Origin of the sequence: Nitrobacter sp. 62-23 (genome assembly GCF_001897285.1) — a bacterium.
Classification (GTDB): Bacteria; Pseudomonadota; Alphaproteobacteria; order Rhizobiales; family Xanthobacteraceae; genus Nitrobacter.
The window spans coordinates 43,261-68,325 of record NZ_MKSM01000129.1; the positions used below are offsets into that span (position 1 = coordinate 43,261).

Annotated in this window: 23 protein-coding genes; 14 read left to right on the forward strand and 9 right to left on the reverse strand. The window is 62.2% G+C overall.

Translation table 11 applies throughout. The features are described from left to right. Positions 1-77: 77 nt before the first annotated feature. Positions 78-257: a DNA gyrase inhibitor YacG gene (gene yacG / locus BGO16_RS15415; RefSeq protein WP_292619820.1), complete on the reverse strand. Its 180-nt coding sequence runs from the start codon at positions 255-257 to the stop codon at positions 78-80. Beyond that, positions 247-870, reverse strand: coding sequence for a Maf-like protein (locus tag BGO16_RS15420; RefSeq protein WP_292619822.1), 624 nt, complete (start codon positions 868-870; stop codon positions 247-249). Before BGO16_RS15420 ends, yacG begins: the two co-directional genes overlap by 11 nt. Positions 871-1,153: 283 nt before the next feature. Here BGO16_RS15420 and BGO16_RS15425 point away from each other — a divergent pair, with 283 nt between their 5' ends. Beyond that, positions 1,154-1,846, forward strand: a complete 693-nt coding sequence (locus BGO16_RS15425) for a glutathione S-transferase family protein (protein ID WP_292619824.1) — start codon at positions 1,154-1,156, stop codon at positions 1,844-1,846. A gap of 179 nt (positions 1,847-2,025) precedes the next feature. Here BGO16_RS15425 and panE read toward each other — a convergent pair whose 3' ends face one another. The 4 genes from panE to ggt all read right to left on the reverse strand — a co-directional run bounded on the left by panE (position 2,026) and on the right by ggt (position 7,044). Then, entirely contained in the window at positions 2,026-2,946 is a 921-nt protein-coding gene (gene panE / locus BGO16_RS15430; RefSeq protein ID WP_292619826.1) for a 2-dehydropantoate 2-reductase, read from the reverse strand. A gap of 59 nt (positions 2,947-3,005) precedes the next feature. Beyond that, positions 3,006-4,355, reverse strand: a complete 1,350-nt coding sequence (locus BGO16_RS15435; RefSeq protein ID WP_292619827.1) for an MATE family efflux transporter — start codon at positions 4,353-4,355, stop codon at positions 3,006-3,008. A 251-nt stretch (positions 4,356-4,606) separates the two neighbouring features. After that, a complete protein-coding gene (locus BGO16_RS15440; RefSeq protein ID WP_292619828.1) occupies positions 4,607-5,176 on the reverse strand; it encodes a DUF2239 family protein in 570 nt (189 codons plus the stop codon). A 119-nt stretch (positions 5,177-5,295) separates the two neighbouring features. Continuing rightward, the gene (ggt, locus tag BGO16_RS15445; RefSeq protein ID WP_292619829.1) at positions 5,296-7,044 is read right to left on the reverse strand and encodes a gamma-glutamyltransferase; all 1,749 of its coding nucleotides are present in this window, start codon (positions 7,042-7,044) and stop codon (positions 5,296-5,298) included. Between the two features lie 107 nt (positions 7,045-7,151). Here ggt and BGO16_RS15450 point away from each other — a divergent pair, with 107 nt between their 5' ends. From BGO16_RS15450 to BGO16_RS15470, 5 genes are all read left to right on the forward strand, one after another. Continuing rightward, positions 7,152-8,537 (forward strand): MFS transporter, encoded by a 1,386-nt coding sequence (locus BGO16_RS15450; RefSeq protein WP_292619851.1) that lies wholly within the window; start codon positions 7,152-7,154, stop codon positions 8,535-8,537. Between the two features lie 225 nt (positions 8,538-8,762). Continuing rightward, the gene (locus BGO16_RS15455; RefSeq protein WP_292619830.1) at positions 8,763-9,356 is read left to right on the forward strand and encodes a tetratricopeptide repeat protein; all 594 of its coding nucleotides are present in this window, start codon (positions 8,763-8,765) and stop codon (positions 9,354-9,356) included. Between the two features lie 148 nt (positions 9,357-9,504). Continuing rightward, a complete protein-coding gene (locus BGO16_RS15460) occupies positions 9,505-12,768 on the forward strand; it encodes a hypothetical protein (protein WP_292619831.1) in 3,264 nt (1,087 codons plus the stop codon). A 117-nt stretch (positions 12,769-12,885) separates the two neighbouring features. Continuing rightward, positions 12,886-13,053: a tetratricopeptide repeat protein gene (locus BGO16_RS15465; protein WP_292619852.1), complete on the forward strand. Its 168-nt coding sequence runs from the start codon at positions 12,886-12,888 to the stop codon at positions 13,051-13,053. Positions 13,054-13,686: 633 nt separating this feature from the next. After that, the gene (locus BGO16_RS15470; RefSeq protein WP_292619832.1) at positions 13,687-14,313 is read left to right on the forward strand and encodes a hypothetical protein; all 627 of its coding nucleotides are present in this window, start codon (positions 13,687-13,689) and stop codon (positions 14,311-14,313) included. 183 nt (positions 14,314-14,496) lie between these two features. Here the strand turns inward: BGO16_RS15470 and BGO16_RS15475 are convergent, their stop codons facing one another. Continuing rightward, positions 14,497-15,255 (reverse strand): NYN domain-containing protein, encoded by a 759-nt coding sequence (locus BGO16_RS15475; protein ID WP_292619833.1) that lies wholly within the window; start codon positions 15,253-15,255, stop codon positions 14,497-14,499. Positions 15,256-15,701: 446 nt separating this feature from the next. Here BGO16_RS15475 and BGO16_RS15480 point away from each other — a divergent pair, with 446 nt between their 5' ends. From BGO16_RS15480 to lptB, 4 genes are all read left to right on the forward strand, one after another. Beyond that, positions 15,702-16,322: a ribonuclease D gene (locus BGO16_RS15480; RefSeq protein ID WP_292619834.1), complete on the forward strand. Its 621-nt coding sequence runs from the start codon at positions 15,702-15,704 to the stop codon at positions 16,320-16,322. Between the two features lie 356 nt (positions 16,323-16,678). Continuing rightward, the gene (lptC, locus tag BGO16_RS15485) at positions 16,679-17,428 is read left to right on the forward strand and encodes an LPS export ABC transporter periplasmic protein LptC (RefSeq protein WP_292619835.1); all 750 of its coding nucleotides are present in this window, start codon (positions 16,679-16,681) and stop codon (positions 17,426-17,428) included. An 86-nt stretch (positions 17,429-17,514) separates the two neighbouring features. Continuing rightward, on the forward strand, positions 17,515-18,114 hold the full coding sequence (locus tag BGO16_RS15490; RefSeq protein ID WP_292619853.1) for an LptA/OstA family protein: 600 nt from the start codon (positions 17,515-17,517) through the stop codon (positions 18,112-18,114). A 208-nt stretch (positions 18,115-18,322) separates the two neighbouring features. Further along, positions 18,323-19,315 (forward strand): LPS export ABC transporter ATP-binding protein, encoded by a 993-nt coding sequence (lptB, locus tag BGO16_RS15495; protein WP_292619836.1) that lies wholly within the window; start codon positions 18,323-18,325, stop codon positions 19,313-19,315. A 62-nt stretch (positions 19,316-19,377) separates the two neighbouring features. Here lptB and BGO16_RS15500 read toward each other — a convergent pair whose 3' ends face one another. After that, positions 19,378-19,653, reverse strand: a complete 276-nt coding sequence (locus tag BGO16_RS15500; protein ID WP_292619837.1) for a hypothetical protein — start codon at positions 19,651-19,653, stop codon at positions 19,378-19,380. 241 nt (positions 19,654-19,894) lie between these two features. On the opposite strand from BGO16_RS15500, the gene BGO16_RS15505 reads away from it, so the two are divergent. The 4 genes from BGO16_RS15505 (at position 19,895) to ptsN (ending at position 23,586) form a co-directional block, all read left to right on the forward strand. Continuing rightward, a complete protein-coding gene (locus tag BGO16_RS15505) occupies positions 19,895-20,272 on the forward strand; it encodes a DNA-directed RNA polymerase subunit N (RefSeq protein ID WP_292619854.1) in 378 nt (125 codons plus the stop codon). 202 nt (positions 20,273-20,474) lie between these two features. Then, positions 20,475-22,118 (forward strand): RNA polymerase factor sigma-54, encoded by a 1,644-nt coding sequence (rpoN, locus tag BGO16_RS15510; protein ID WP_292619838.1) that lies wholly within the window; start codon positions 20,475-20,477, stop codon positions 22,116-22,118. A 56-nt stretch (positions 22,119-22,174) separates the two neighbouring features. Next, positions 22,175-22,771 (forward strand): ribosome-associated translation inhibitor RaiA, encoded by a 597-nt coding sequence (gene raiA, locus BGO16_RS15515; protein WP_292619839.1) that lies wholly within the window; start codon positions 22,175-22,177, stop codon positions 22,769-22,771. 353 nt (positions 22,772-23,124) lie between these two features. Further along, positions 23,125-23,586, forward strand: a complete 462-nt coding sequence (gene ptsN / locus BGO16_RS15520) for a PTS IIA-like nitrogen regulatory protein PtsN (RefSeq protein WP_292610447.1) — start codon at positions 23,125-23,127, stop codon at positions 23,584-23,586. A 396-nt stretch (positions 23,587-23,982) separates the two neighbouring features. Here ptsN and BGO16_RS15525 read toward each other — a convergent pair whose 3' ends face one another. Continuing rightward, a complete protein-coding gene (locus BGO16_RS15525) occupies positions 23,983-24,897 on the reverse strand; it encodes a hypothetical protein (protein WP_292619840.1) in 915 nt (304 codons plus the stop codon). Positions 24,898-25,065: the final 168 nt, after the last annotated feature.

Sequence of the window (25,065 nt, forward strand, 5' to 3'; positions counted from 1 at the left end):
CCGCGGCAGACCGAACCCGCGCGACGGCGGCCTCAAATCCTTGATCGGGCGGCGAGTCGCCGACACGGAGGCGCGGCCTATTCCTCGTTCTCGCCATCGGTCCTGCCACCAGGGATGGCGTAGGCGCCTGAAAGCCATCTGTTGAGGTCGACATCGCGGCAACGCTCCGAACAAAACGGAAATGACGCTGAGACGGCGGGCTTGCCGCAGATCGGACAGCGCTTCTTCGGGGGCGCTTTGGCTTTTTTAGCCGGCATTCAACCAGCCGGAGCGGATCGGAAATCCCTCGCCGCCGAGCAGCGAGACCGTTTCGTAAAGCGGCAGGCCGACTACATTGGTGTAGGAGCCAACCAGCTTGACCACGAACGAGCCGGCGATGCCCTGAACCGCGTAGCCGCCGGCCTTGCCGCGCCATTCGCCGGAGCCGGTGTAGGCCTTTATGTCATCCTCCGTCAGCCGCTTGAAACGTACGCGGGTCTCAATCAGACGCTGGCGAAAGTTTTCCTTCGGCGTCACGAGACAGACCGCGGTGTAGACGCGATGATTGCGCCCCGAGAGCAGCCGCAGGCACTGCGAGGCCTCATCGGCCAGATCGGCCTTGGGCAGGATGCGGCGGCCCACCGCGACCACGGTGTCGGCGGCCAGAATGAACGAACCGCGCAGTTCGTCGTCGAGCTGCACCGCCCTCAGCGCCGCCTCGGCCTTGGCGCGTGCGAGACGGTTGGCGCAGGCGCGCGGCAGTTCGCCCCGCGTCGGCGTCTCGTCGATGTCGACAGGACGCAGCGCATCGGGCTCTAAACCCGCCTGATTGAGCAGGCTGAGCCGCCGCGGCGAGCCGGAGGCGAGAACGAGTTTGATGCGGCCTGACATGCGGGCTTCGTGGTATCGGGCAAGGATCGATGCGCGCGGAACCTACCGGAACGCATCCGGTTCGACAACCGCGATCGTCCAGCTCGCAGGGAACCTGCGGGAAAACCGCGCCTCATAATGGTGGGAGACGTTCTCGTTTCTGATGGAAGCGGGCTCCAGGATTTTGATTTAACGCGTCTTCACGCGAACCGATATCCACCCCCGATTCGAGCCCGAGGCCATGCTTTGCTCGAAAATGCCATAGAGATACTTTTTTAAGCATCGTAAATCTATCAAGGGCGTCATGTTCACGCTGTTTCACCATCCGTTCTGTCCGCAATCGCGCTTCATTCGCCTCGTTCTCGGTGAGCATGGCCTTGATGTGCGGCCGGTGGAGGAACGGGTGTGGGAACGGCGCGAAGCATTTCTCGCGCTCAATCCGGCCGGCACCACGCCGGTGCTGATCGCCGAAGGAGTCCCGGCGGTCCCCGGAGCCGCCATCATCGCGGAGTATCTCGACGAGACCTATGGCGAACGGGCCGGCGAGCGGCGGCTGCTGCCGCCGTCGACGTCCGAGCGCATCGAGGTGCGCCGCCTGATGGCGTGGTTCAACGAGAAATTCTTCGAGGAGGCGTCCGGCCCGCTGGTGACGGAGCGCATCTACAAACGTTTCATGCGCGAGGAGAACGGCGGCGGCCCGCCGGAGACCGACGTCATCCGCGCGGCGAAGGCAAATGTGCGCTATCATCTGGCCTATATCGGCTGGCTGGCGCGGACGCGGAATTATTTGGCCGGCGAGAAGTTGACCTATGCCGATCTCGCAGCCGCGGCGCATTTATCCGCGATCGACTATCTCGGCGACGTGCCCTGGGCCGAGGACGAAGCAGCGAAGGCGTGGTATGCGCGGATCAAGTCGCGGCCCTCGTTCCGGCCGCTGCTGAGCGAGTGGCTGGCGGGCGTGCCGGCGTCGCGCACCTATGTCGATCTGGATTTCTGAGGATTGTCGCCCGTCTTCCATGAATGCCGGATAATCCAGCTCTCGCGGTCGTCTCCGTGTTCGCACGAACGACGGCGATGGGAAGCGTCGTGCCGATTAGAGCGTTTTCGAGCAAAGTGAGAACCGGTTCGCGTGAAGAAAACGCGTCAAATCAAGAAGCGGAAAGGCTCCAGCGCCGATCATCCCCGCCGGCTCTCGTAAGCCTTCAGATGCGTATAGATCGTGCGTAGTTTCGGCACCGGCAGCTTGGCGGCCTCGGCGCGGGTGATCAGATCGCCGATGATATGGTCGGCCTCGATCCGCGCGCCCGCCTCGATGTCGCGAAACATCGAGGCGGTGAGCGGCGAGCCTTCCGCAGTCAGGATCCCGGTGGCGGAGGTCAGAATTTCCCCGCGCGGTGCGTGCCCGGCCGCCCTGGCGATCGCGGCAATCTCGTCGCGTGCGCCGAGGATGAAATCGCGGCCGCCGGGTGCGGTGACGATCTGGCCGATGGATGCGCGCATCACGCAGGTGGCGCCCGCCAGTGTCGCCAGAAACACCCACTTCTCCCACATGTCCTGGATGATGTCGTCGGACGCCTGCGATCCGCAATCGGCGTCGGCGAAGACATCGGCGATGGCCTTGACCCGGTCGCTCATGCCGCCGTCGCGCTCGCCGAAGCGAAGCATCTGCATCGGCGCGAGGTGAACGACCTCGCGTCTTGCGTTGAGCGTGACCGCGAGCGAGCACAGGCCGCCGAGCACGCGATCGTGACCGAATTCGGCGTCGAGCGTCTCCAGGTGCCGCATTCCGTTGAGCAGCGGAATGATCGCCGTATGAGAGCCGGCGGCGGGCGCGAAAGAGGCGATGGCGTCATCGAGATCGAACGCCTTGCAGGTAAGCAGCACGGTGTCGAACGTCTCGCGCAAACTGTCGGCCTGCACGGTCGGAGGATTTTTCAGCGTCACGTCGCCATGCGGGCTCTTGATGACGAGACCGGTGCTTGCGAGCTCAGTGGCGCGTTTGGGACGCACCAGAAAGGTCACATCCCGATTCGCCTGGAGCAATCTGCCGCCGAAATAGCCGCCGGTAGCGCCGGCTCCGACCACGAGAATGCGCATCGATTTACTCCATATGTGTCATAACCGATTTGTTGACCCGCGCCCGTGCTGCTGTTCCCTCAGATCAGACGCTTGATCTCGCGCTTGCGCCAGACCAACAGGTAGAAGGCCATCTGCAGCGCCATCATGGCGCAGAACGCGGCCGGATAGGCGATCCAGACGCCTTCGACCCCGATCCGGCGGCTGAGCACGACCGCGACCGGCACCTCCACGGCCACGATGGCGAGAATCGACAGCAGCGTCGGCACCAGCACCGTGCCGCTCGCGCGCATGGTGGCCGAGTACACGGTGGCCATGCCGAACGGGACCGTGCTCCATAGCACGATGAACAGCAGCGTCTGCGCCAGGTCGAGCACCTCGGGACTGGTGATGAAGAACCCGATGATGGTCCGCGACAGCAGGTAGCCGAGTGCGACGAGGCCGCCGGTCAAAAGCAGGTTGAGCCACATTCCGGTGCGCACGATCGATCCGATCCGCGCGGTCTGGCCTGCGCCGATCGCCTGCGCCGCGAAGATCGACGCGGTGATGGCGATCGAGATCGCCGGGAATTGGACGTAGCTCAGCACCTGGTTGACGGCGCCATAGGCTGCGGTGGCGCTTGAGCCGAATCCGTTGACGATGCCGAGCAGGACGATTTCCGCGAGCGACATCACCACGAGCTGGACCGCGGTGGGAACGCCGATGCGCAGCACCTTGCCGAGCAGGTCGCGGTCCAGCCGCATGGCGCGGAAAAACACCGCATCTGGCGCCAGCGGATGATCCATCCGCAGCATGTGCAGCCCGAGCCACAACAGCGTCACGACCGACGAGATCGCTGATGCGACCGCGGCGCTGGCGACGCCGAGCTGCGGCAGTCCGAGCCAGCCCCGGATCAGCGCCGGGGTGACAACGAGTCCGATCACGGTCGAGATCGCAAGCCCCCACAACGGCGTGACAGTGTCGCCGACGCCGCGCATCATCGCCGTGGCGAGCAGGAAGGTGAACGTTGCCGGCATCGCGACCATCATGATGCGGGCGTAGTCGGTCGCGGCGTCGAGAATGTTGGGCGGCGTCGCCAGTGCAATCATCAGATCGCGCGCGAACACGCCGCCGCCTATCGCGATCACGCCGCCGCCGAGCAAGGTCAGCGTTAGCGTGGCCCCGGCGATTGCCTTCGCCTTGCCTGTCGCGCCCGCGCCCCAGGCCTGGCCGATCAGCACCGACGAGCCCGCGCCGAGGCCGATGATGAACGAGATGAAGAAGAACATCACCGGAAAGAAGATCGAGGCGGCGGCGAGCGCATCGACGCCGATCATTTGGCCGAGATAGATGCCGTTGATGGTACCGAACAACGCCTGCAGGATGTTGCTCAGCATCATCGGCATCAGGAAGGCGAGATACGCCTGCCATAGCGGCCGCGCGATGGTCATGATCGGATCCTTGCAGGAATTCTGACGGCACCGCCGATGGCTATAGCGATTTCAAGCGGAGTGGATGCCGCTTTGCGTAAAAAAATGCGTCAAGACATAATCGAGTGGTCCGGTGGTTCTAACATTCGCATCCCGTTTCAGCAGGGCGCTTTTGCGAAGGTTGGAACCACGACATCACCACCAGCTATATAGATTTCCGGTGGAGCTTTGAATTTGACTTGGCATTGCGAGACCGCAGGTCGCAGCCAATGTCAAATCCGCTCCACCAGCTTGATGATGTGATCGCGGATGTCGTCCGGCCAGGGAGCGATCAGGCCAGCCAGCCGCCGTCGGTCGTCTGCGAATAGCGCACGCGCGGCTTCCTCGAAGTTCGCAAGGTTGCCCGCCATCGCGGACATGAAGTGATAGGCCGCGTCGCGCGCCGCGCGGTTGCGATCCCGCTCGCCATTGGCGCGGCGCGCCTCGTCGACCAGCCTGCGCAAGGCGACAGACGCGCCACCGGGCTGGGCGTTCAGCCATTCCCAGTGCCGCGGCAGCAGTGTCACCTCGCGCGCGACCACGCCGAGTTTCGGCCGGCCGCGACCGCGTGGTCCGGTCGCTTCCACCGGCGAGGTTCGCTGCAGGCGGGCGGTGATCTCGTTGTCGGACCCCCGCAAATCGAGGTCGACCGGCCGCCCGGTCGCGTCGCTGTAGATCGCGATCGGAGCCATCGCGCGCGTCTCCGCGTGCTTGACCGCGAGCGCGACATCGGCGAGCGGCCCGGAGGCGATGCGCCGCTGGCCCTCGAACGCGGTGAAAGAGGGGGTCTGGTCGGGGATCATCGGCAACATCCGTTATGGGTTACGCCGATCATTATTACCCGGATATAATTTACGCGTCAATATTATCCGGGTAATATTATGGAGCTCGGCTGTGTTTTGACGGATTAAGGTCTGCCGCCTCAATACCCCGCCGCCTCCGACCCGCGCGTTCGCGGATCGGCTGCCCCGTGGAAGCCATCCGGTGAGACGGCGATGGAGTTGGCTGACGTCTGTCCCATCGGCATGACCACGGTATGGCCCCGCGCCCGCAATTCCGCGATGACGTTTTCAGGAAATCCGTGCTCGGCGCGAACCTCGTCGGGCAGCCATTGGTGGTGCAGCCGCGGCGCGGCCACGGCGTCGGCAACGTTCGTCCCGTAATCGAGCACGTTGATGATGATCTGCAGCACCGTGGAAACGATGCGGCTGCCGCCGGGCGAGCCCGTCACCAGCACCGGTTTGCCGTCCTTCAGCACGATGGTCGGCGTCATCGAGGACAACGGCCGCTTGCCGGGGCCGGGCAGGTTGGCCTCGAAACCGACCAGCCCGAACGCATTCGACGCGCCGGGCGCTGCGGTGAAATCGTCGAGCTCGTTGTTGAGCAGAACGCCGGTCCCTTCCGCCACCAGCCCGACGCCGTAGCTGAAGTTCAGCGTATAGGTGTTGCTGACGGCATTGCCGAAGGCGTCGGTCACGGAAAAATGAGTGGTGTTGTCGCCCTCGTGCGGTGGCGGCAAGGGAACTGCGGCGGCGGGCGTTGCGCGCACCATGTCGATCGAAGCGCGCTGTTTGGCGGCGTAGTCCTTGGCGAGCAGCGTTGCGATCGGTGCGTGCACGAAGGCGGGATCGCCGAGATAGCGCGCGCGGTCGGCGTAAGCGCGCTTCATCGCCTCGATCAGAAGGTGCAGTGAATCCGCCGACCCCTGATGCAGATCGCGCATCGGGAATCCCTCGAGGATGTTCAGCGATTCGATCAGTACGGTGCCGCCGGACGAGGACAGCGGCATCGAAACGATGTCATAGCCACGATAGCTGCCGCGCACCGGCTCGCGGACGAGCGGTCGATACGACTTGAGATCGTCCAGTGTCATGATGCCGCCGGCGGCGCGGATCGCCGCCACCAGTCGTTCCGCCACCGGCCCTTCGTAAAAGCCACGCGGTCCGCGCTCTGCGATCGCGGTCAGCGTCGCCGCCAGATCGGTCTGAACCAGACGGTCGCCTTCGCGCAGCGAACTGCCGTCCGGGCGCGAAAAAATTTTCACGGACGAAGCCCAGCGCGCGAGCCGTCGGTGCCATTGCGGCAAGGTGTCGGCGGTGTCGTCGCTGATCCTGAATCCGTCGCGCGCCAGCGTGATCGCCGGCTTGAGCAGGTCGGCGAGCGTGAATTTGCCCGAACCATATTGGCCGAGCGCCAGCGCGAGCCCGGCGACGGTGCCGGGCACACCGATGCCGAGCGCCGAATCGCGTGACTTGGCAGGATCCGGCTTGCCGTCGGCGCCGAGGAAAATGTCGCGCATGGTCGCGCCCGGCGCGGTCTCGCGATAGTCGATGGCGACGTCGCGATCCCGGTCCGCAAGGTGAATCACCATGAAGCCGCCGCCGCCGAGATTGCCTGCGCGGGGATAGGTGACCGCCATGGCGAAGCCGGTTGCCACCGCCGCATCGACCGCATTGCCGCCACGCGCCAGAATTTCCGCGCCGATTGCGGCGGCCCGCTTCTCCTGCGCCACCACCATGCCATGTTTCGCGTCCACGGGACGGATCGCAGCGGGCGCGGAACCGCGCGCATCCTGCGCGGACACCGGCGTCCGGAAAACCAGCAATGCGGCGATCAGGGAAAAGCTGATCACGGAAAAGACGCGCCGGGACGGCAATGGGCGGCGTGTCATATCTGGTCCGGCCATGATGGTTGTCATTCGTTATCGAAGGGATGCTACAGGGATTTGGGCGCGCGATCAGCCGCCCTGTGACTCGGTGGGACATATCGATCATGACGATGACCACAGCCATGCCCGCAGGCAACGCCGGTGATCTTGAGGTGCGCTATGCGTCGCGCGCCGCGGTGGCGAGCTGGATCATGTTCGATTGGGCGGCGCAGCCCTACTTCACGCTGATCACGACCTTCGTTTTCGCGCCCTATTTCGCGACCTTCGTGGCGGCGACGCCGGCAGAGGGACAATCGCTGTGGGGATTTGCCACGGGCGCGGCCGGCATCGTGATCGCATTCGCGTCGCCGGTGCTGGGCGCCATCGCCGATGCCAGCGGCCGGCGCAAGCCCTGGATCGCGGCGTTCGGCGCGCTGCTGGTGATCGGCTCCAGCCTGATGTGGATCGGCAAGCCGGGCGACCCCAGCGTGATCCTGCCGCTCTTGATCGCATATAGCATCGCCACCATCGGCGTCGAATTCGCCACCGTATTCAACAACGCGATGATGCCCTCGCTGGTGCCGCCCCATAAGATCGGGCGTCTGTCAGGAACAGGATGGGCCACCGGCTATGTCGGCGGCATTCTCAGCCTTGTCCTGGTGCTTGGCTTCCTCGCCGCCGATCCCGCAACCGGCAAGACGCTGTTCGGCCTGTCGCCGCTGTTCGGGCTCGATCCCGTGACCCACCAGGGCGATCGCATCACCGGTCCCTTGACCGGCATCTGGTTCATCGTCTTCGTGCTGCCGATGTTCCTGCTGGCGCCCGACTTCCCGGCGAAGCGCCCGGTGCGAATGGCGTTGCGTGAAGGGTTGCGCGAACTGCGCGGGACGCTCGGTGAACTGCCGAAGCGCAAGTCGTTGGCGACTTTCCTGCTCGCCAACATGATCTACACCGACGGGCTGGTGTCGCTGTTCGCTTTCGGCGGCATCTATGCCGCCGGCACCTTCGGCTGGCATACCATCCAGATCGGAACATTCGGCATTCTGCTCGCCGTGGCCGGCGCGCTCGGCGCGTGGATCGGCGGCAAGCTCGACGACCGCCTGGGTCCGAAGTTCGTCATCGCCGCGAGCATGACCGTCCTGTTGCTGTCGATCGTGGCGATCCTGCTGGTCGAGAAGAATTCCATCCTGTTCGTGGAGGTCGCGCCGCCCGTGCCCGGCGGCGGGCTGTTCGCCGCGCCCGCGGAGAAGGCCTATCTCATCCTCGGCTGCCTGATCGGCGGCGCCGGCGGTCCGTTGCAGGCGGCGTCGCGGACGCTGCTGATCCGGCTTGCGCCGAAGGATCGCATTGCGCAATTCTTCGGATTGTTCGCGCTGACCGGAAAGGTGACATCGTTCGTCGGCCCGTTGCTGGTCGGCTTCGTCACCTTCGTCACCGCGAGCCAGAAGGCCGGCATGGCGGTGCTGGTGCTGTTTTTTGTCGCCGGGCTTGCGCTGTTGTCCCGCGTTCGGGAGTAACCGCACGCTCGCGCCGTCCGGGCGATTCTGGCTCGAATTCCTGGTTTGCCCCCTATATTTTCAAGCGAAGTGAGCCCGGCTTTGATTCCATCAAAGCCGAAATAGCTCTAGCCGTGTCAAACTGGGGTGTCTAAATGCCGGGAATCGAAGAATCCGTGACGAAATAGGGGCTACCGGCGCCCCTTTATTTTGCTAAACCCGGCCGTAAGTCAGGAGTCCAGTGTTATGGCAGTATCAGAAATCATGCTTGCGGCGAGGCTGAACGATCAGGCCGAGATCTTTAAAGCCGAGGGGCGCTACGCCGAAGCCGAGCCGCTGTACAGGCAGGCGTTGGCCATCTGCGCGAAGACGCGCGGGCTCGAGCATCCCTCGGTTGCGCTCGGGCTGACCGATCTGGCCGAACTCTACAGCCTCCAGGGCCGTTATGCCGACGCCGAGCCACTCTGCAAGCGGGCGCTGGCGACCTGGAGAAAGGCGCTCGGGCCCGATCACCCGGATCTCGTGCAATCCCTGAACAGCCTGGCCTACGTGTACAAGGCCCAGGGCCGCTATGCCGAGGCCGAGCCGCTCTACAAGCGCGGGGTTGCTATCTTCGAGAAATCGCTCGGCGCTCACCATCCCTCCGTCGCCTCGGCGCTGGACAATCTGGCCTCGGTTTACAAGGACGAGGGCCGCTACGCCGAGGCAGAGCCGCTCTACAAGCAAGCGCTGGCGATCCGGGAAAAGGCGCTTCCTCCCGATCACCCCGATGTCGCGCAGTCGCGAAAAAATCTGGCCGACCTGGACAGCGCCCAGAAGGACAGCACCGGCAGTTCCTAAGTCGACCCTTCTCGCTCTCAAAAATTGGGATAGTCCAGATCCCAAAGATATTCTGGCTGGATTTACGGGCTGGCTGATTAGGAGAAAAGCGTATTGGAAGAGAAAAAATTGTTTAAGCTTGTATTTTCGGACTTAAGGTGCATGCACGATGTCAGGTTTGCTAAGTATTGCGCGTGTTGTCATCGTATCTTTACCGGTTTTGTTTCTTTGTAGTCTCGGTATCGCTCGTGCTGATTTCGGTGTTGCCAAGGAAGCAGCGAGCGCGCGCCCTTCAGCAGCGCCAGTCACTCAGGCGACGTTATCTATTGAATCTATCGATGGGCTGCGACAGAAGCAGGCGCAGTCCAACGGCCCGGTCATGGCCCAGGCGGAGGTCGGTTCCCGGACAGGAGCCACCCCACCGAGCAATACGCTTCAAAGCTGGACCGGGTTCGGGGCTCGTGCAGTTGACGACCGCCTGATCTACCGCGACCCAGAGGATTTCGGCCGAACTATCTCTCCTGATTTTTCAGGCATATCTCGCGCTTTGCTGGCTTTGCAACTCGCACGCGATCCGAGTACCGCTGACTCAGTTTCCAATGTTTATAGGCTGAGCGAGCTGCTCACATCTGCTGAGCGTATCTCGCTCTTCGGCAGCGCGCTCATCGACAGTGCGTCAAGGGTCAGTGTCCGAGCAATGGAAGCCCTTCGTCGGGACCCCTTCCGGCAGCGAGACATCGTTCGCGCATTCAAGGAGAAGTTCCTGCCGCGGATCGTGGCTCAATCACCTCAATTTCCAGTAAAACTGCGTGTCCGCAACAGTATCCAACTCGCAAATTATAATTTCGCGACGCAGTCGTTTCCAATTGCTCCGGGTAGCGCTACGAGTAGCCACTTCATCCAACAAGGCGAACGCGGAGACCGGATTCACTTTTATTTTGTTAATAGTGGTGAAGGCTCCTCCATTGTCACCGACCTTTCGGCCCTGCCGAAGGCCCTTCCGATGGCTGACGGAGCAGCGCGCTCGTTCAATGAAAAACTGCAAGTGATGAACTTCAAGTTGTTTATGGCCATCGATATGGAGATCGTTGGAGCCAGCGGCGGATACAAAGGGCAAGGATCCAATTTTGGGCATGTTCTCGGCTGGGGAGCCGACATCCGCGTCCCGCAGTTGCAAGCACGGGTTTCCGCCATCCAGATTTACGAGGACGCTGACCTGACGCGATTCGTCACGCGCCTGCCGGTCGAACGCTATAGTCCCAAGGTTGCGGCACCGGAGCCACCCGATCCGTTGGGCGGACAACCGGTCTCCGGGCTGGAAAAACTGACGAACTGGACCCTGATCAATTTGGCGCAATCGCTGGGAGCGGGGGACGATTTCGTTGCCCGGGTTATCCGCAGGTCGCCGGCCTATCTCTCCGCCAACGAATTCGACCGGGCCTCAGTCGAGAACTCGCTGATGCAGGTGGCCCGCCAGGCAACACCCAAAGCGGGGCAGGCATTTTATCTTCCCGGCAGTCTCACCCTGGGGCAGCACGACGGGAAGGGCTCCTTTGCCGTCGCCAGATCGGACCTCGCGGTTGAGGTCAGTGCAGCGACTTTACAGCCGGCGGATAAGGCCGTGGTCTTAACCATTGAAAATCCGGAGGTGCTGGCCCGCTTACCTGTGAACGCCGACACCGGCCGTTTGATGGTGGAGAGAGTCCCGAATCGATCCTTCGCGGCTCTCTTCCGGATCATACCGGTCAAAGCTACTTCGATTCCACGGACGCGCGATGAGGTTCAGGCCAATCTCGTCGTCAGGATCGAAGAAGTTATCCTCTTGCATCCAAAGAACGCAGATCAGGCCATTGTCCGTTTCGACGCGGCGGCGGCCGGAGTGGCGACCATGGCTGGGCAAGGATCTATTCCCGCTCTTCAGCCGCCCGAGACGGTCGCCCTGGCAATCAAGCCGGACCGCGTGCCCCTCAACGACGAGACGATGATGCTCTATGTCGTGAAGGAATCGGGGAAAGAACCGACGGACGCGACGCTGCGTTGGCTTCTCCTTCGCCGCTTCGAGGCGGAGCACGACCCCTACAACAACGGCGGTAACCATGGCACAGGCGACAATGGCATCCGCAATGCGTGGGGAGCGTTCTTTCCCAAGGGGTATCGTCAACTGACGGACGCTGATGTTCAGCGTTTCACGCCGGCCTTCCGCAAATGGACGGCACTGCGTATCGCCGCGCTTCCGAGCAAGGCCATTTTCTACTGGCATAATCGAATAATGCAGGACGGAAATTTCGGCCAGAGGCTCAGGGCTCATGCGCCGGTCCTGGAGAAGATCGGCATCTCCCGTAGTGAGATGGCAAAATCCGGTGCGTCTATGCAGGTCGTCGACCGAAACGGCCGGAAGGTCTTCGTCGGTGGCGTACTTTCGCTCAATCGCGGGCCTGCAACCAGCGCTCCGGACGCCTATCTGCATATGCCCGACTTGCCCGCGCCCGACATGGCCCAAGGCGAGTACGAGATGTATGTTGATTTCGACGCTCGAATTGTATCCGAACCCGGCCCCCAGGGTTTGCCTCTTGTTGCGATCGATGCATTGCCGACCGAGGTCCGCTGGTGGGGAGACAAAACGGCGGTAAGGCCGCGCCAACTGTTGGCAACGCTGCCCGTCGCTCCCTCAACGCCGCGGACGGCGTTGACTGATCCTGTGCTCGATATGGCCGGTTTGACGATCGGGATGAGAATGGAGCAGGGCGAGGATTTGCTAGCAAAACATATGCCGGTCGGCAGAATCCTCGAATTGCAAGGCCGGGTTGATCCGGTCGCCAGGATCGACACTGTCTCCAGGCTTTATGTACGGCAGGACGGTCGAGAACTGATCGAGGTGGTCTACGGGCCCGGCAAGGATCATAGACTGCTTAACGCGGCTCGCTATCTCTATCTCAAGAAAGAGGAGCCCTCGCTGCAAGCTCTTACCAACAGCTTTACCCAGAAATATGGACCTTCGGTCACACCGAATGATCTTGTATGGGGAAAAACCGCCGACATCTTTCCTTGCGCCGAGCCGCGATACAGCAACACGCATCCCTGGCTGTCAGCTAAAGTGATCCGAGGCGAGCCACTGGGGCCAAATCGTGCCGACAGTGCGGTTCTGGCGCAGAACGATGCCATCGCCGCAGAATTCCGAACAACACGCCGCATCGATTTCATCCCCTGGTCTTTTATGCCGCAGGAAGGCGATATTTCGCGATGCGGCCCGACCATTCGGGCGCGATACTCCGGAATGACCCTGAACCGGGCGGGCGAGCGCATCCCTGAAGCGGACGATCCTCTGTTGATAACAATACTTATGGACCATAAGGCTCACGCGGATGCGGTTGAAGCAGCAAGCGCATCTCCGGCAGACTCAAATAAAGAGGAACTGCCAGACGTGAAGCTTTAATTACTTAGAACTCGTGCCACAGTCATGCCGGCACCACAGTCACGCCCGCAAGTGCGCACCGGGTGGTCACGTCGCGCGTAGGGACGCGGCCTCGAGCATCCCTCCGTCGCCTCGGCGCTGGACAATCTGGCCTCGGTTTACAAGGACGAGGGCCGCTACGCCGAGGCCGAGCCGCTCTACAAGCAGGCGCTGGCGATCCGGGAGAAGGCGCTCCCTCCCGATCACCCCGATGTGGCGCAATCGCGAAAAAATCTGGCCGACCTGGACAGCGCCCAGGGTCGCTAATGTCCTTCACCGTTTCATGAAAACGGTGAAAGACATTAGGTTCCTTGATTTGACGCGTTTTCTTCACGCGAACCGGATTTCATCCTCGGGTCAAGCCCGAGGACATGCTTGGCCCGAAAATGCCCTATGCCGATGCGGGGTTGCCCCGCAACCTTGTCGGGGAAGGGCGTGCCAGAAATCTTAAGATGCGTTCCGTTGCTGCGGTGGCTGTGCACCCGATGAGCGGGGCAGGCCGGCGTAATGACGTCATGTAAAGGCGTTTTCCGATCCGCCAGGCCCGGTGACAGTCTGTCTCGACCACGCAAAGGCCAGCCATGAGATTCTCGCGCAACGCGCGCAACCAGGATGGACAGCGCGGAACGCCATACCGGCATTGACGCGCTCCTGTTCGACGAATGGAAGCCGGTCCTGTCGTGCTGGGCAGCGACCGGCGACCTCGATCAAATAGAAGCACATATCGTCCCGATCACAGGTATGGCCCATAGGTGTCGGGAACGATCTTGTGTTCATCCTGCTGTTTCCTTGCCGCCGCGGCGCGGAACATTGTCGTCTGACATTGAGTTCTATCGATTAGCTGAGCGCGTTGTCGGGACAGCGCTGCTGAAAATGACAAAATCGATAGGAGTTTCCGAAATGTCCGACACAAGCGGAACGGTGAATTATAGTGTGCGCGAAGCCGTGGGAGTTTTTCCCGATTTCGACGCCTTGGAAGCCGCGGTTGACGAACTTGAGGTTTCAGGTTTCGACAGAGCGGCGATTTCCGTGCTTGCAAGCGATGAGAAGATCAAGGAGCGAATGGACGGGCTTTACCCCACTCTCCTTGAGATCGAAGACGACCGCCGGACGCCCGGGGCGGCCTTTACCGAAAAGGACTCTCGCGTCGAGGGTGAAGCGGCGCTTGTCGGTATTCCTTTCTATATAGGGTGTGTCGCAGCCGCTGCGGTCGCCGCTGGGTCCGGCGGTCTGGCGGTGCCGACAATCGGTACGATGCTTGCCGGCGCTGCGGCAGGAGGCGGGCTCGGTGCCCTTTTGGCCGGCGCTGTCGCGCGCCGCCACAGCGACAGCGTTTCGAAACAGCTTGCGCGAGGCGGGACGGTCATGTGGGTAAGCGTACGGGATGATGACGCGGAGAAGCGTGCGCTCCAGATATTGACGAAGGCCGGGGCTCGCGACGTCCATGTACACGAGATGCAGCGCGAATGGACGCTAAAGGACCGTCCCTTGTCCGAGGTGCAGCCCGATCCTCTGCTCCGCATCTAAACGAGTATGAGTTATAATCGGGTAAAATTGAATCCTGCCTTCGCAGACGTTCCGGTCCCGTTCTGATCTGATTTAGGGTTTCAAGACGTGGCCTGAATAAAGTCGGACCGTGACGGTTGATTCGGATCCGCTTGAGGCCCTGCTGGCTTTTTTCGCGAGCCTGCGGAATCGTGATCGCAGCCATCAGCGCGCCGCTGTTTTTGACACACGGCGCGCCCGGATGCGTATCGCCCCGTTTGTCTCATCGATCTCGAATGCGCCGGTTTTTCGGACAAGATTGCTGAGTTTTCCGAAGCCATAGCTACGGAGATCGAAATCCGAGAACAATTTCGATATTTGCTGTCCCACAAGGCCGAGAGGCGCCCATCCATCCTCGCTTTTGATCTGCGAAAGAACCTTTTTGAGAATCGGAATCGCGGCGCCTGGCGGCTTCAGGATTTTTGAGTTGGGCAAATTAGATGGCGGAACAGCTATGGGGGCGAATTCAGGCTTTTTCGGAAGGAGATTTTCAAGCGAGATGAACCTATCGCAAGCTCGCTGAAAACAGTCCGGTGTTTTCTTTTCGCCGAACCCATAAACATTCGCGCCCTCACGCCGAAGCCTGGCAGCAAGACACGTGAAATCGCTATCAGACGAGACCAGGCAAAATCCATCGATCCGGCCGTCATGCAAAAGGTCCATGGCGTCAATGACGAGCGCCATGTCCGCAGAATTCTTGCCTTTCGCCGAGCGAGTTTGATCGCGCCTTTCGAGTGAATGATCAGGTAATACCTCAGCCCAGCCCTTTAGGCTTGAGCTTGAGAGATTTCCATAGACGAGCCGGACAGGCGCGTCGCCCAGTTGGGCGATTTTCTTGAAGATTCCGTCGGCAAATCTCGGCGAAACATTTTCAGCATCGATCAGGACAGCTAAACGGGACGATCGTTGTTGTTCGACTTTCATCCGACACCTTGAGAGACATCCTAGTGGAGTGAGTTTGACATTCGCTACCCACTTTGCAGCGAACTTGTCAGGCGAATGTCAAATTCAAAACTCCACTAGAAACCTGATAGTTGCTAGTGGTCCTTTGATTCTAACATTTGCAGGAACTCCCTGCCGCAACGGGATGCAAATGTTAGAATCGGACCACTAGCCTGCCGATGTTGCCGTGGGTTCGTTTGATAATAGTGAAAGACCGGTCGCCGTTATGCACACAAGCAGGGGCTGAGTCAGCGAAAACTATAAAAAAGATCCTGACTTTTCAGTGTTTTGGAAGTCTTTAATTAACCACCCGGCCTTGTCCGCTCCGGGCGCTGGTTACTGAGGTTTTTCAAACGGATCGCCCCTCGTTTGTTAGACATTTCAACGGTATTTTGAGTCACCAATCGATTCGACGAGGCCGAGACATCATGACCATCCGCCTGCACCGTGGCGACCTGCCGGACCAGGACCTTGCGCGCTACGCCGGTTCGGCGGCGATCGACACCGAGACCATGGGCCTCAATCCGCACCGCGACCGGCTGTGCGTGGTGCAGATGTCGCCGGGCGACGGCACCGCCGACGTGATCCAGATCGCGCGCGGCCAGCACGACGCGCCGAACCTGAAAAAACTGCTGGGCGATCCGGCCGTCGTCAAGATCTTCCACTTCGCGCGCTTCGATCTCGCCGCGCTCTACAACGCACTGGGCGTGATGCCGCAGCCGGTCTATTGCACCAAGATCGCCTCGCGGCTGACCCGCACCTACACCGACCGGCATGGCCTGAAGGATCTGGTACGCGAGTTGCTCAACATCGATCTGTCGAAGCAGCAGCAATCGAGCGATTGGGGGGCGCAGACGCTGAGCGATGCGCAGCTCGCCTATGCCGCCTCCGACGTGCTGCATCTGCACGCCCTGCGCGGCAGGCTCGACGCCATGCTGGCGCGGGAAGATCGCGCCGGGATGGCGCAGGCGTGTTTCGAATTCCTGCCGACGCGGGCCAGACTCGATCTCTGCGGATGGAGAGACGAGGACATTTTGGCCCATTCGTGAGAGACGCGATCCGGCCTCCAAGGATGGTCGCCCGAGGGCAAGACAGGCTGCGACATTAACAATCCGCCCCGTTTCGGTCACACTCCTCGTTCTCGGTGGCGCCGGTTTTGCTGTAGTGGTCATGGCGAGTTGAGCACCGCGTTCCGTGTCGCGGGGACGGCGGAATCATGAGGCCGGCGCGAGTGGCGTCGTCTTGCGGTGCCGGGCTGCGAAACTCCGCGGTTCGGGGTAGAATGGTCGGAGTGCGATCCAACTGCGTTGATCCGACTCTAACACGGTCTTTTGAGCATGATCCTGACTGAAAACCGGTTTTCACTTTTCGGCATCATGTTTTGAAACAGACGCCTGGAGCAGCGGTGTATCCGGTTCAGACCCCCACATATCAAGCCGGACTGCAGGACGGTCTGGAGGCGCGTTTCGCCCGCGCGGCGCGTCACAGCCGCATGGTGCGGGCGTTGCGGATCGCGGTGCCGGCCGTGGTCGGTCTTGCGATGACCGGGTTGATCGCGATCGCGGTTTTTAATCCCTTTCGTGCGCTGGCCAAGCTGCCGCTCGACATGGATAATCTCGTCGTCTCCGGCACCAGGATCACGATGGAGTCGCCGCACCTGTCAGGCTTCACGCCGGACAAGCGGCCTTACGAGATGCGCGCCGCGACGGCGACGCAGGACATCACCGATCCGGATCATGTCGAGCTGCATACCCTGCGCGCCAAGGTGCTGATGGAAGACCGCACGACGGTGACGCTGAATTCCCGCACCGGCTTGTTCGATACGAAAACGCAGATTCTTGATCTGCACAAGGATATCCTCATGCAGTCTTCGACGGGATACGAGGCGCGGTTGAGCCATGCGCTGGTCGATATGGGCCGCGGCACGGTCACGTCGGACCAGCCCGTCGATGTCAAGCTGCTGAACGGGACGCTGACCGCCGACACCATGAAGGTCTCCGAAAAGGGCGACGTGGTGCGATTCGAAAACAATGTCGTGATGCACCTGATCATGGACCATCCTGTCGCGACCGCGGATGCGGCCGGCGAGGAAACGCCGCCGGTTATTGCCGAGGGCGTGCGGAGTCCCTCGCGCAAACCCGGCAATACGAAATGATTCTGGCCATGCAAAGTCGTGTCGATCTCTCGCGGTCGATCCGCATCGCCTGCCTGCTGTGCAGCGGATTGATCGCCTTCGCCGTGATGGCGGCCGGCGAAGCCGCGGGACAAAGCTCGATGAAAGGCGTTCCCAACGCGATGCAGGGATTTTCCCAGAATCGCGACCAGCCGATCCAGATCGAGGCCGCCGCGCTTGAGATGCGCGACAAGAAGAAGGAGGCGACGTTCTCCGGTAACGTCAAGGTGGTGCAGGGCGACACCACGATGACGTCGAGGACCCTCGTGGTCTATTATGAAAGCGGCAGTTCGGCCAATGCCAATGCCAGGGGCAACGCGCCGGCGAAGACGACGATGGCCGCGGCGACGCCGGGACCATCCGGGGCGTCCTCGATCAAGCGGCTGGAGGCCAGGGGTGACGTGGTGGTGACCCAGAAGGATCAGGTTGTGACCGGCGAGACCGCAGTGTTCGATACCAGGACCAACCTGATCACGATGCAGGGCAAGGTCGTCCTGACCCAGTGCAAGAACGTGTTGCGCGGCGACAAGCTGCTGGTCGACATGACCACCGGGGTATCGCGCGTCGAATCCAACAGCGGCAAGGTGCAGGGCCTGTTCATCCAGAATGAGGGCTGTGCCTCGCCGGCTGCTGCGCCGCTGCCGCTTGGTCCAAAAAAGAACAAATGATATCATTAAGTTGAGCTGAACGAACCGCAATCGAGATTGAACCGGCGGACAAGGCCCGGTATCTAGGCTCGATTCGCCGGCTGATGGCGCATTACGAATTCCGGCCTCGCTCTGGGCAACGCGCGTTTCCTCATTCATGTTGATGCGGAGAATCAATCGAGCGACGCGGTGTGCAAACGGATGACCGTGAGAGGCTGAGCAAGCGCCCATGGTGGACATCTTCAACGTGTTCCGCAAACGGCCGCAAAAACGCGGCCCGCGGGCATCGGCGCGGAGCCAGGCGGACATCACGGCGCTCGGTGATGCCATCGGCGACATGCTGAGCGATCCGACGGGCGACGCGCCGCCGATTTCGCGCGCGGCTCCCCGCGACGCACCGCCCGTCCCGCGATCCCGCCCCCCGGGCCGTCCCGCGCCGGAAGCCCCGCGTTCGCGAGCCGCCTCCAGTGAGGGCGCCGCGCCGCGGATGGCGCAGCGTCCCGGCTACCTCGCCGTTCACGGCGTGGAAAAAAGTTTCGGCTCGCGTCAGGTGGTGCGCGGCGTCAGCATCTATGTCCGGCGCGGCGAGGCGGTCGGACTGCTGGGCCCGAACGGTGCCGGCAAGACCACCGTGTTCTACATGATCACCGGTCTTATTCCTGCCGATCGCGGCACCATCGAACTGGACGGTCATGATGTGACGAAGTTGCCGATGTATCAGCGGGCGCGGCTCGGCATCGGCTACCTGCCGCAGGAAGCCTCGATCTTCCGCGGTCTCACGGTCGAGCAGAACATTCGCGCTGTGCTCGAAGTCGTCGAGCCCAGCAGGAAGAAGCGAGAGGCCGAACTCGACGCGCTGCTGGAGGAATTCAACATCAGCCGCCTGCGCAAGTCGCCGTCGATCGCGCTGTCGGGCGGCGAGCGACGGCGCGTGGAAATCGCGCGCGCGCTGGCGACGCGCCCGAACTACATGCTGCTGGACGAACCGTTCGCCGGCATCGACCCGATCGCGGTCGGCGACATTCAGGACCTGGTGCGCCACCTGACCAATCGCGGCATCGGGGTGCTCATCACCGACCACAATGTCCGCGAAACGCTCGGCCTCACCGACCGCGCCTATATCGTCTATGCCGGCGAAATCCTGACCGAGGGCACCCCCGACGCGATCGTCAACGATCCCGATGTGCGGCGTCTCTACCTCGGCGAGGAATTCCGGCTATAACGCGCGGGTAGCTGAACGGCCATGCTGGAGCGCGTGTCGCCATTCGCGAGATTCGCCGCCGGTTACTCGTCGTCATCGTAATCGCGATAGAAGCCCGGCGGCGGCGCGACATAGCGCGGACGATAGTCGCGGCGCTCGTATACGTCCCCGTCATCGTCGTCATGCCAGCGTTCGACATAACGCCGCGCGCGCGTGCGGTAGCAATTCCCGTCATCGTCGCAAACCATGTGCGTCGGAGCGGCCGGCGCGAGTTGTGAGGGCTCGTCCCCGTAGGAAAGGTCCGCGGCCAACGCCGGAAGCGCGAACGCCAAACTAGCGGCGGCAACGATAATACTCATCCTGAACATGGAAGATTTCCTCGTCGTGCGTAAAGGACACGCGCCAAGTCGAAGGTCGGCTCCCGATTCGGTCGGAAGCGAAGCGGCTCGGTGCGGCGCAGCCAGCCAAGCCCGCCGAAGCTGACCGGCGTCGCGGGCCAAATTTGGAACCTGGTAAGGCTTATCGGCGGCGAGACGACCGCCGTCTCGCCGCATTCTTCAGTCTTCCTCGCGGGCAATAGGGGAGCGTAAAATGAAAATCATGAAAGTCGTTGCTGCGGTTGCGCTGGCGTTGCCGCTATTATCCTCCGTGGCGGTGGCGCAGGAGCGGGCCGGCGATGCCGCATTGGGCGCGCTGTCGGGCGCGGTGGTGCTGGGCCCGGTCGGGGCGCTTGCCGGCGCGGTGGTTGGCTATGCCGCCGGTCCCTCGATCGCGCATTCGTGGGGACTGCGTCACTCGTCGAAAAAGCAAAACCCGCGATCCGCCAGACGGTCGCAGCGGCGACTGATGAGTGCGAACGATACCCGCCACGCACCGCCTGCGCCGATGGCAAGGCCGAAAGCCGCGCCGGCAGCGGAGGTAGCGGTGACGCCGCGCGCCGCCGAACCGGCGATGCCGCCGGTGCAGACTCTGGATTGACGCCGTCGTCTCGGTTTTCCAGGCTGGATCGGGTCGTTCATCCATGCGCAGGCGACACGGTTGCGCACTGCGATAGCAATCCGACCAAACGTGTTTTGGATTCCGACTCGGCCGGAATGGTATTTCGTCGCCGTCAAGACGTGTACATCCGCCCGCAAAAAAGTTAAGCAAGAATCGGACCAACCCTTGGACCGGTCTTGGCATGGCGCTGACGCAGAGACTCGAATTCCGACAGTCCCAGTCGCTGGTGATGACGCCGCAGCTCATGCAGGCGATCAAGCTGCTGCAACTGTCCAATCTCGACCTTGCCGCGTTCGTCGAGAGCGAGCTTGAACGCAACCCGCTGCTGGAGCGCGCCGGCGATGACGGTCCTGATTCGGCGGCGACGGACTCCATCCCCTCCGAAACAGCCGCGGGCTTTTCGGACAGTGAGGCCGCAGCGTTCGAGGACGACGGCGCGGGCGACCGCCCCGGCGGCCAGGATTCCGAATCCGCGTCTGAGGAGTGGATGAACCGCGATCTCGGCAGCCGCACCGAGATCGAGCAGACCTTCGACAGCGGTCTCGAAAACGTCTTTCCGGAAGAACCCTCCGAAGCCGCGGCGCGCACCGCGCAGGATTCCGCGCCGACCGTATTCACCGAATGGGGCGGCGGCGCTTCCAGCGACGACAGCTACAATCTCGAAGCCTTCGTCGCCGCGGAGGTGACGCTCGCCGAGCATCTCGCCGAACAGCTCGCGGTTGCGGTCACGGAGCCGGCACAGCGCATGATCGGGCGATATCTGATCGATCTCGTCGACGATGCCGGTTACCTTCCGCCCGACTTGGGCGAGGTCGGCGACAAGCTCGGCGCCGGGGCAGGCGACGTCGCTGCCGTCCTGGCGGTGCTGCAGACCTTCGATCCGCCGGGAATCTGCGCCCGCAGCTTAAGCGAATGCCTTGCGATCCAGTTGCGCGAGAAGGACCGTTACGATCCGGCGATGCGGGCGCTGATCGAGCATCTCGACGTGCTGGCAAAACGCGACTTCGTCGCCTTGCGCAGGATCTGCGGGGTCGACGACGAAGACCTCGCCGAGATGATCGGAGAAATCCGCCACCTCGATCCCAAGCCCGGATTGAAGTTCGGCGCCACGCGCACGCAAACCGTGGTGCCGGACGTCTACGTGCGGCCGGGCCCGGACGGCGGCTGGCTTGTGGAACTCAACAGCGATACGCTGCCGCGCGTGCTGATCAACCAGAGCTACTATGCGGAACTGTCGAAGACGATTCGCAAGGACGGCGACAGGACCTATTTCACCGACTGCCTGCAGAACGCCACCTGGCTGGTCCGGGCGCTCGATCAGCGCGCCCGCACTATTCTCAAGGTGGCGACCGAGATCGTGCGCCAGCAGGACGGCTTTTTCACGCACGGCATCGCACGCCTGCGACCTCTCAATCTCAAGGTCGTGGCGGATGCGATCCAGATGCACGAGTCGACGGTGTCGCGCGTCACCGCCAATAAATACATGGCGACGAATCGCGGCATCTTCGAGCTGAAGTATTTCTTCACCGCATCGATCGCCTCCGCCGATGGCGGCGACGCCCATTCAGCGGAGGCCGTCCGCCATCACATCAGGCGGCTGATCGACGCGGAGGATCCGGCGGCCGTCCTGTCCGACGACACCATCGTGGAACAATTGCGCGAAGCCGGCATCGATATCGCCCGCCGCACCGTCGCAAAATATCGCGAAGCGCTGCGCATTCCCTCCTCGGTGCAGCGCCGCCGCGACAAGCAGAACCTGCCCGGCAAGCCGGGAACGGCGTCCGGCCCCGCCGCCGACCGCTCCAGCGACGCCACGCCGGCTTGATTGCGCGCCCGCCACGCCCGATAATCCATTCCTACTCATGATGGACGAGGCGTGCCATGACACTTCGAATCTCGGGCAAGAGCATCAATGTCGGCGAGGCGCTACGCGGGCGCCTCAGCGGTCGCACCGACGAAGTTCTCCGAAAATATTTCGACGGAAAGTATTCGGGTCATATCACGCTGAGCAAGGATGGTTTCGGGTTCCGGACCGACTGCGCGCTGCATCTGGATTCCGGAGTGACGCTCGAAGCCGAATCCAACGCCGCGGATGCCTATATGAGCGCCGATCAGGCGCTGCTGCAGATCGAGAAGCGGTTGCGCCGCTACAAGAGCCGCCTCAAGGATCGCTCAGTCCGCAAGGCGCATGCCGCAGCGGAAGCCATCGCCGAGCTCGACGCGCCGAGCTACGTCATCGAGGCGCCCGCTGTCGATGGCGAAGACGAGGTCACCGCCTTCAATCCGGTCATCATCGCGGAGGCCACGACGTCGCTCAGGCGGCTCTCGGTCAGCGAGGCGGTCATGGAGCTTGATTTCACCGGCGTGCCCGTACTGGTTTTCCAGCATGGCTCCAGCGGCCGCGTTAACGTGATCTATCGCAGGCCCGACGGCAATGTGGGCTGGATCGATCCGCCGGCAGTCAACGGTTCGGCGTGACCAGCTGCAATTGACGCCCGGGGCCGATCCTGGAGCGGGGTGAGTGTGCAGCGGTTTTTCACCCGCATCCCGCTCAAAAGATTAGAATCGATCACATCGAATGATTTTGGATCGATTCGATCCAAAATCATCGTGATCCCGGACCCACGGCCCCTCAGGATCGATTTTCCACCGGGTGGGACAAAAGTTCAGGAATTGGCATCCGGCTCGCGTTAGACTATAAGGCCGGTCACCCGGCCGGAGGGCCGCCAACCGCGAATCATGTGCGTTCCCCCGTATGAGGGCTCACGCGCGTTGCTGCTTGTCTGACGTATCTTTGCAACCTGACGGCAAAACTCACCTCGGAACGTCATATGATGATTACCGACCTGGTCGCACCCGAGGCGATCATTCCTGCATTGAAAGTCAACAGCAAGAAACAGGCGCTGCAGGAACTGGCCGCGCGCGCTTCTGAATTGACGGGGCAGAACGATCGCGCCATTTTCGAGGTGCTGTTGCGGCGCGAGAAACTCGGAACCACGGCGGTCGGCTACGGCGTCGCGATTCCGCACGGCAAGCTGCAGAAACTCGACAAGATATTCGGCCTGTTCGCACGGCTCGACCGCCCGATCGATTTCGAGGCGATGGATGGCCAGCCGGTCGATCTGATTTTCCTGCTGCTGGCGCCCGAGGGTGCCGGCGCGGATCATCTGAAGGCTTTGGCGCGAATCGCCCGCCTGCTGCGCGATCAGGACATCGCCAACAAGCTGCGCGCCTCGCGCGATGCAGAGGCGATCTATTCGGTGCTGGCGCTGCCGCCGGCGACCGTTCCCTAGAGTCCTTCCGCTTCTGATGAAAATCAGAAGCGGCTCAATGATTTTGATCAGACGCGTTTCTTCACGCGAACCGGCTCCACTTCGCTCGAGAACTGCCATGAAGTCTGCTCCAGCTTTGTTGGACCAGCCTCCATTGGCTTATGCTTGTGACTGAGTGTCGCCAGCACGGAAAAGCCGACACGCAAGCACCTGACGCACGCCAGAATCGTGGCTTCCGGAAATGGGCGGGGGTTGGCATCGCCGCCCGACTTCCACGACGCTGAGAGTGCTCGCCGGACGATACGAGCAAGTCTTTCGTCAAGGTCGACGGCATCAGCATGGATAACATCGACAGCACGCGCTTCGTCGCGCTCTATGAAGACCGTCGTTGAAAACGGGCGATGAAGCGCGCGTGGTTTACCGCAATGGCATCGGCGGCCGCGGGGCGCTGTCGTCTCCCGGTTGCGGCGAAAGCCGGGTGGGTGCAGGCGCGGGCGGGACCGCGGCGTCGCGTTGCATCGATTCTTGCGGGTATATCCGCCTTTCTGTCGCCGGCGGCGGTGAAGCATGGGAAGCGGGAGGGTTATATGGAATTGCCGCCTGAGACGAAGCGCGTTGTCGTCGTGGTGGCACGGGCTTGGCCGCGTGCTGCACCGGCTTGGCGCGCGCTTCGCGCTCTGCGGCCATCTCCCGGCGCAACTGCTGTTCGCTGGTTCGCAACTCTTCGACTGTCTGTTTCAGCGCGGCGATGTCGTTCGCCATGGCCTCGAGCTTTTGCGCGGTCTCGGCAGGAGGCGCGGCTTGTGCCGCCGGTGCTTGCGTCGGGGGCGTAACGGCGTCCGTCGACGGTGTCGAGGGCTGGGGAGTGTCCGCCACAGCCGTTTGCGCGGGTTCTGCTTCGGAATCCGGTTGAGGCGCGGTCACCTGAGCCGCCATGTCCTGCGCTTCAGCCTCGTCTGTGTTTGCCGACGATGCGGGAGCTTCCGTCAGAAGCTGCGGCATGAGTTCGGAAAACCTCTGCTTTGCCTGTTCGCCGTAGGAGTGCCAGACCATTGCTGCGGCAACGCCGGCGCAAATCGCCAGCAGTACTTTCAGGACACCGCGACGAGGCCGCGCGGGCGGAATCGTTCGAAGGAGCGCCTCGGCATTGTCGTTCGATGGTGCGGCCTCGAACAGTGGTTCGGCGACCGGCTGAGGCGTCTGCGCGGTTGGAGAGGTCTCCTGAATTTCAGACCGGTCTTGCTTGATCCGCGGCGCCAGCTCGCGAAGCTGTGCGACGATGGCGTCGTGCGGGTCAGGCTGGGAAACTGCGGGTTTTGATCTGAACAACATCGGATTTCCGGGTTGGTTGTTGCGCCGGAGTCTGGCGTTCCGCGTATCGAGAAGGAGGCTGTCTGCTTTGACCTCAACAAGGCGGCAAGGTGAAAAGTGTAAGGCAGAGGGAACCGATATGGCAACAGCAGGCTTCGTCGTCGCCTTCATGAACCTGAGGGCGCGCCA

Bases quoted from the DNA above. Each gene is read 5' to 3' on its own strand.
- yacG (WP_292619820.1), bottom strand. From the start codon at position 257: ATGCCGGCTAAAAAAGCCAAAGCGCCCCCGAAGAAGCGCTGTCCGATC.
- BGO16_RS15420 (WP_292619822.1), bottom strand. From the start codon at position 870: ATGTCAGGCCGCATCAAACTCGTTCTCGCCTCCGGCTCGCCGCGGCGG.
- BGO16_RS15425 (WP_292619824.1), top strand. From the start codon at position 1,154: ATGTTCACGCTGTTTCACCATCCGTTCTGTCCGCAATCGCGCTTCATT.
- panE (WP_292619826.1), bottom strand. From the start codon at position 2,946: ATGCGCATTCTCGTGGTCGGAGCCGGCGCTACCGGCGGCTATTTCGGC.
- BGO16_RS15435 (WP_292619827.1), bottom strand. From the start codon at position 4,355: ATGACCATCGCGCGGCCGCTATGGCAGGCGTATCTCGCCTTCCTGATG.
- BGO16_RS15440 (WP_292619828.1), bottom strand. From the start codon at position 5,176: ATGATCCCCGACCAGACCCCCTCTTTCACCGCGTTCGAGGGCCAGCGG.
- ggt (WP_292619829.1), bottom strand. From the start codon at position 7,044: ATGACACGCCGCCCATTGCCGTCCCGGCGCGTCTTTTCCGTGATCAGC.
- BGO16_RS15450 (WP_292619851.1), top strand. From the start codon at position 7,152: ATGACCACAGCCATGCCCGCAGGCAACGCCGGTGATCTTGAGGTGCGC.
- BGO16_RS15455 (WP_292619830.1), top strand. From the start codon at position 8,763: ATGGCAGTATCAGAAATCATGCTTGCGGCGAGGCTGAACGATCAGGCC.
- BGO16_RS15460 (WP_292619831.1), top strand. From the start codon at position 9,505: ATGTCAGGTTTGCTAAGTATTGCGCGTGTTGTCATCGTATCTTTACCG.
- BGO16_RS15470 (WP_292619832.1), top strand. From the start codon at position 13,687: ATGTCCGACACAAGCGGAACGGTGAATTATAGTGTGCGCGAAGCCGTG.
- BGO16_RS15475 (WP_292619833.1), bottom strand. From the start codon at position 15,255: ATGAAAGTCGAACAACAACGATCGTCCCGTTTAGCTGTCCTGATCGAT.
- BGO16_RS15480 (WP_292619834.1), top strand. From the start codon at position 15,702: ATGACCATCCGCCTGCACCGTGGCGACCTGCCGGACCAGGACCTTGCG.
- BGO16_RS15490 (WP_292619853.1), top strand. From the start codon at position 17,515: ATGGCGGCCGGCGAAGCCGCGGGACAAAGCTCGATGAAAGGCGTTCCC.
- lptB (WP_292619836.1), top strand. From the start codon at position 18,323: ATGGTGGACATCTTCAACGTGTTCCGCAAACGGCCGCAAAAACGCGGC.
- BGO16_RS15500 (WP_292619837.1), bottom strand. From the start codon at position 19,653: ATGAGTATTATCGTTGCCGCCGCTAGTTTGGCGTTCGCGCTTCCGGCG.
- BGO16_RS15505 (WP_292619854.1), top strand. From the start codon at position 19,895: ATGAAAGTCGTTGCTGCGGTTGCGCTGGCGTTGCCGCTATTATCCTCC.
- rpoN (WP_292619838.1), top strand. From the start codon at position 20,475: ATGGCGCTGACGCAGAGACTCGAATTCCGACAGTCCCAGTCGCTGGTG.
- raiA (WP_292619839.1), top strand. From the start codon at position 22,175: ATGACACTTCGAATCTCGGGCAAGAGCATCAATGTCGGCGAGGCGCTA.
- ptsN (WP_292610447.1), top strand. From the start codon at position 23,125: ATGATGATTACCGACCTGGTCGCACCCGAGGCGATCATTCCTGCATTG.
- BGO16_RS15525 (WP_292619840.1), bottom strand. From the start codon at position 24,897: ATGTTGTTCAGATCAAAACCCGCAGTTTCCCAGCCTGACCCGCACGAC.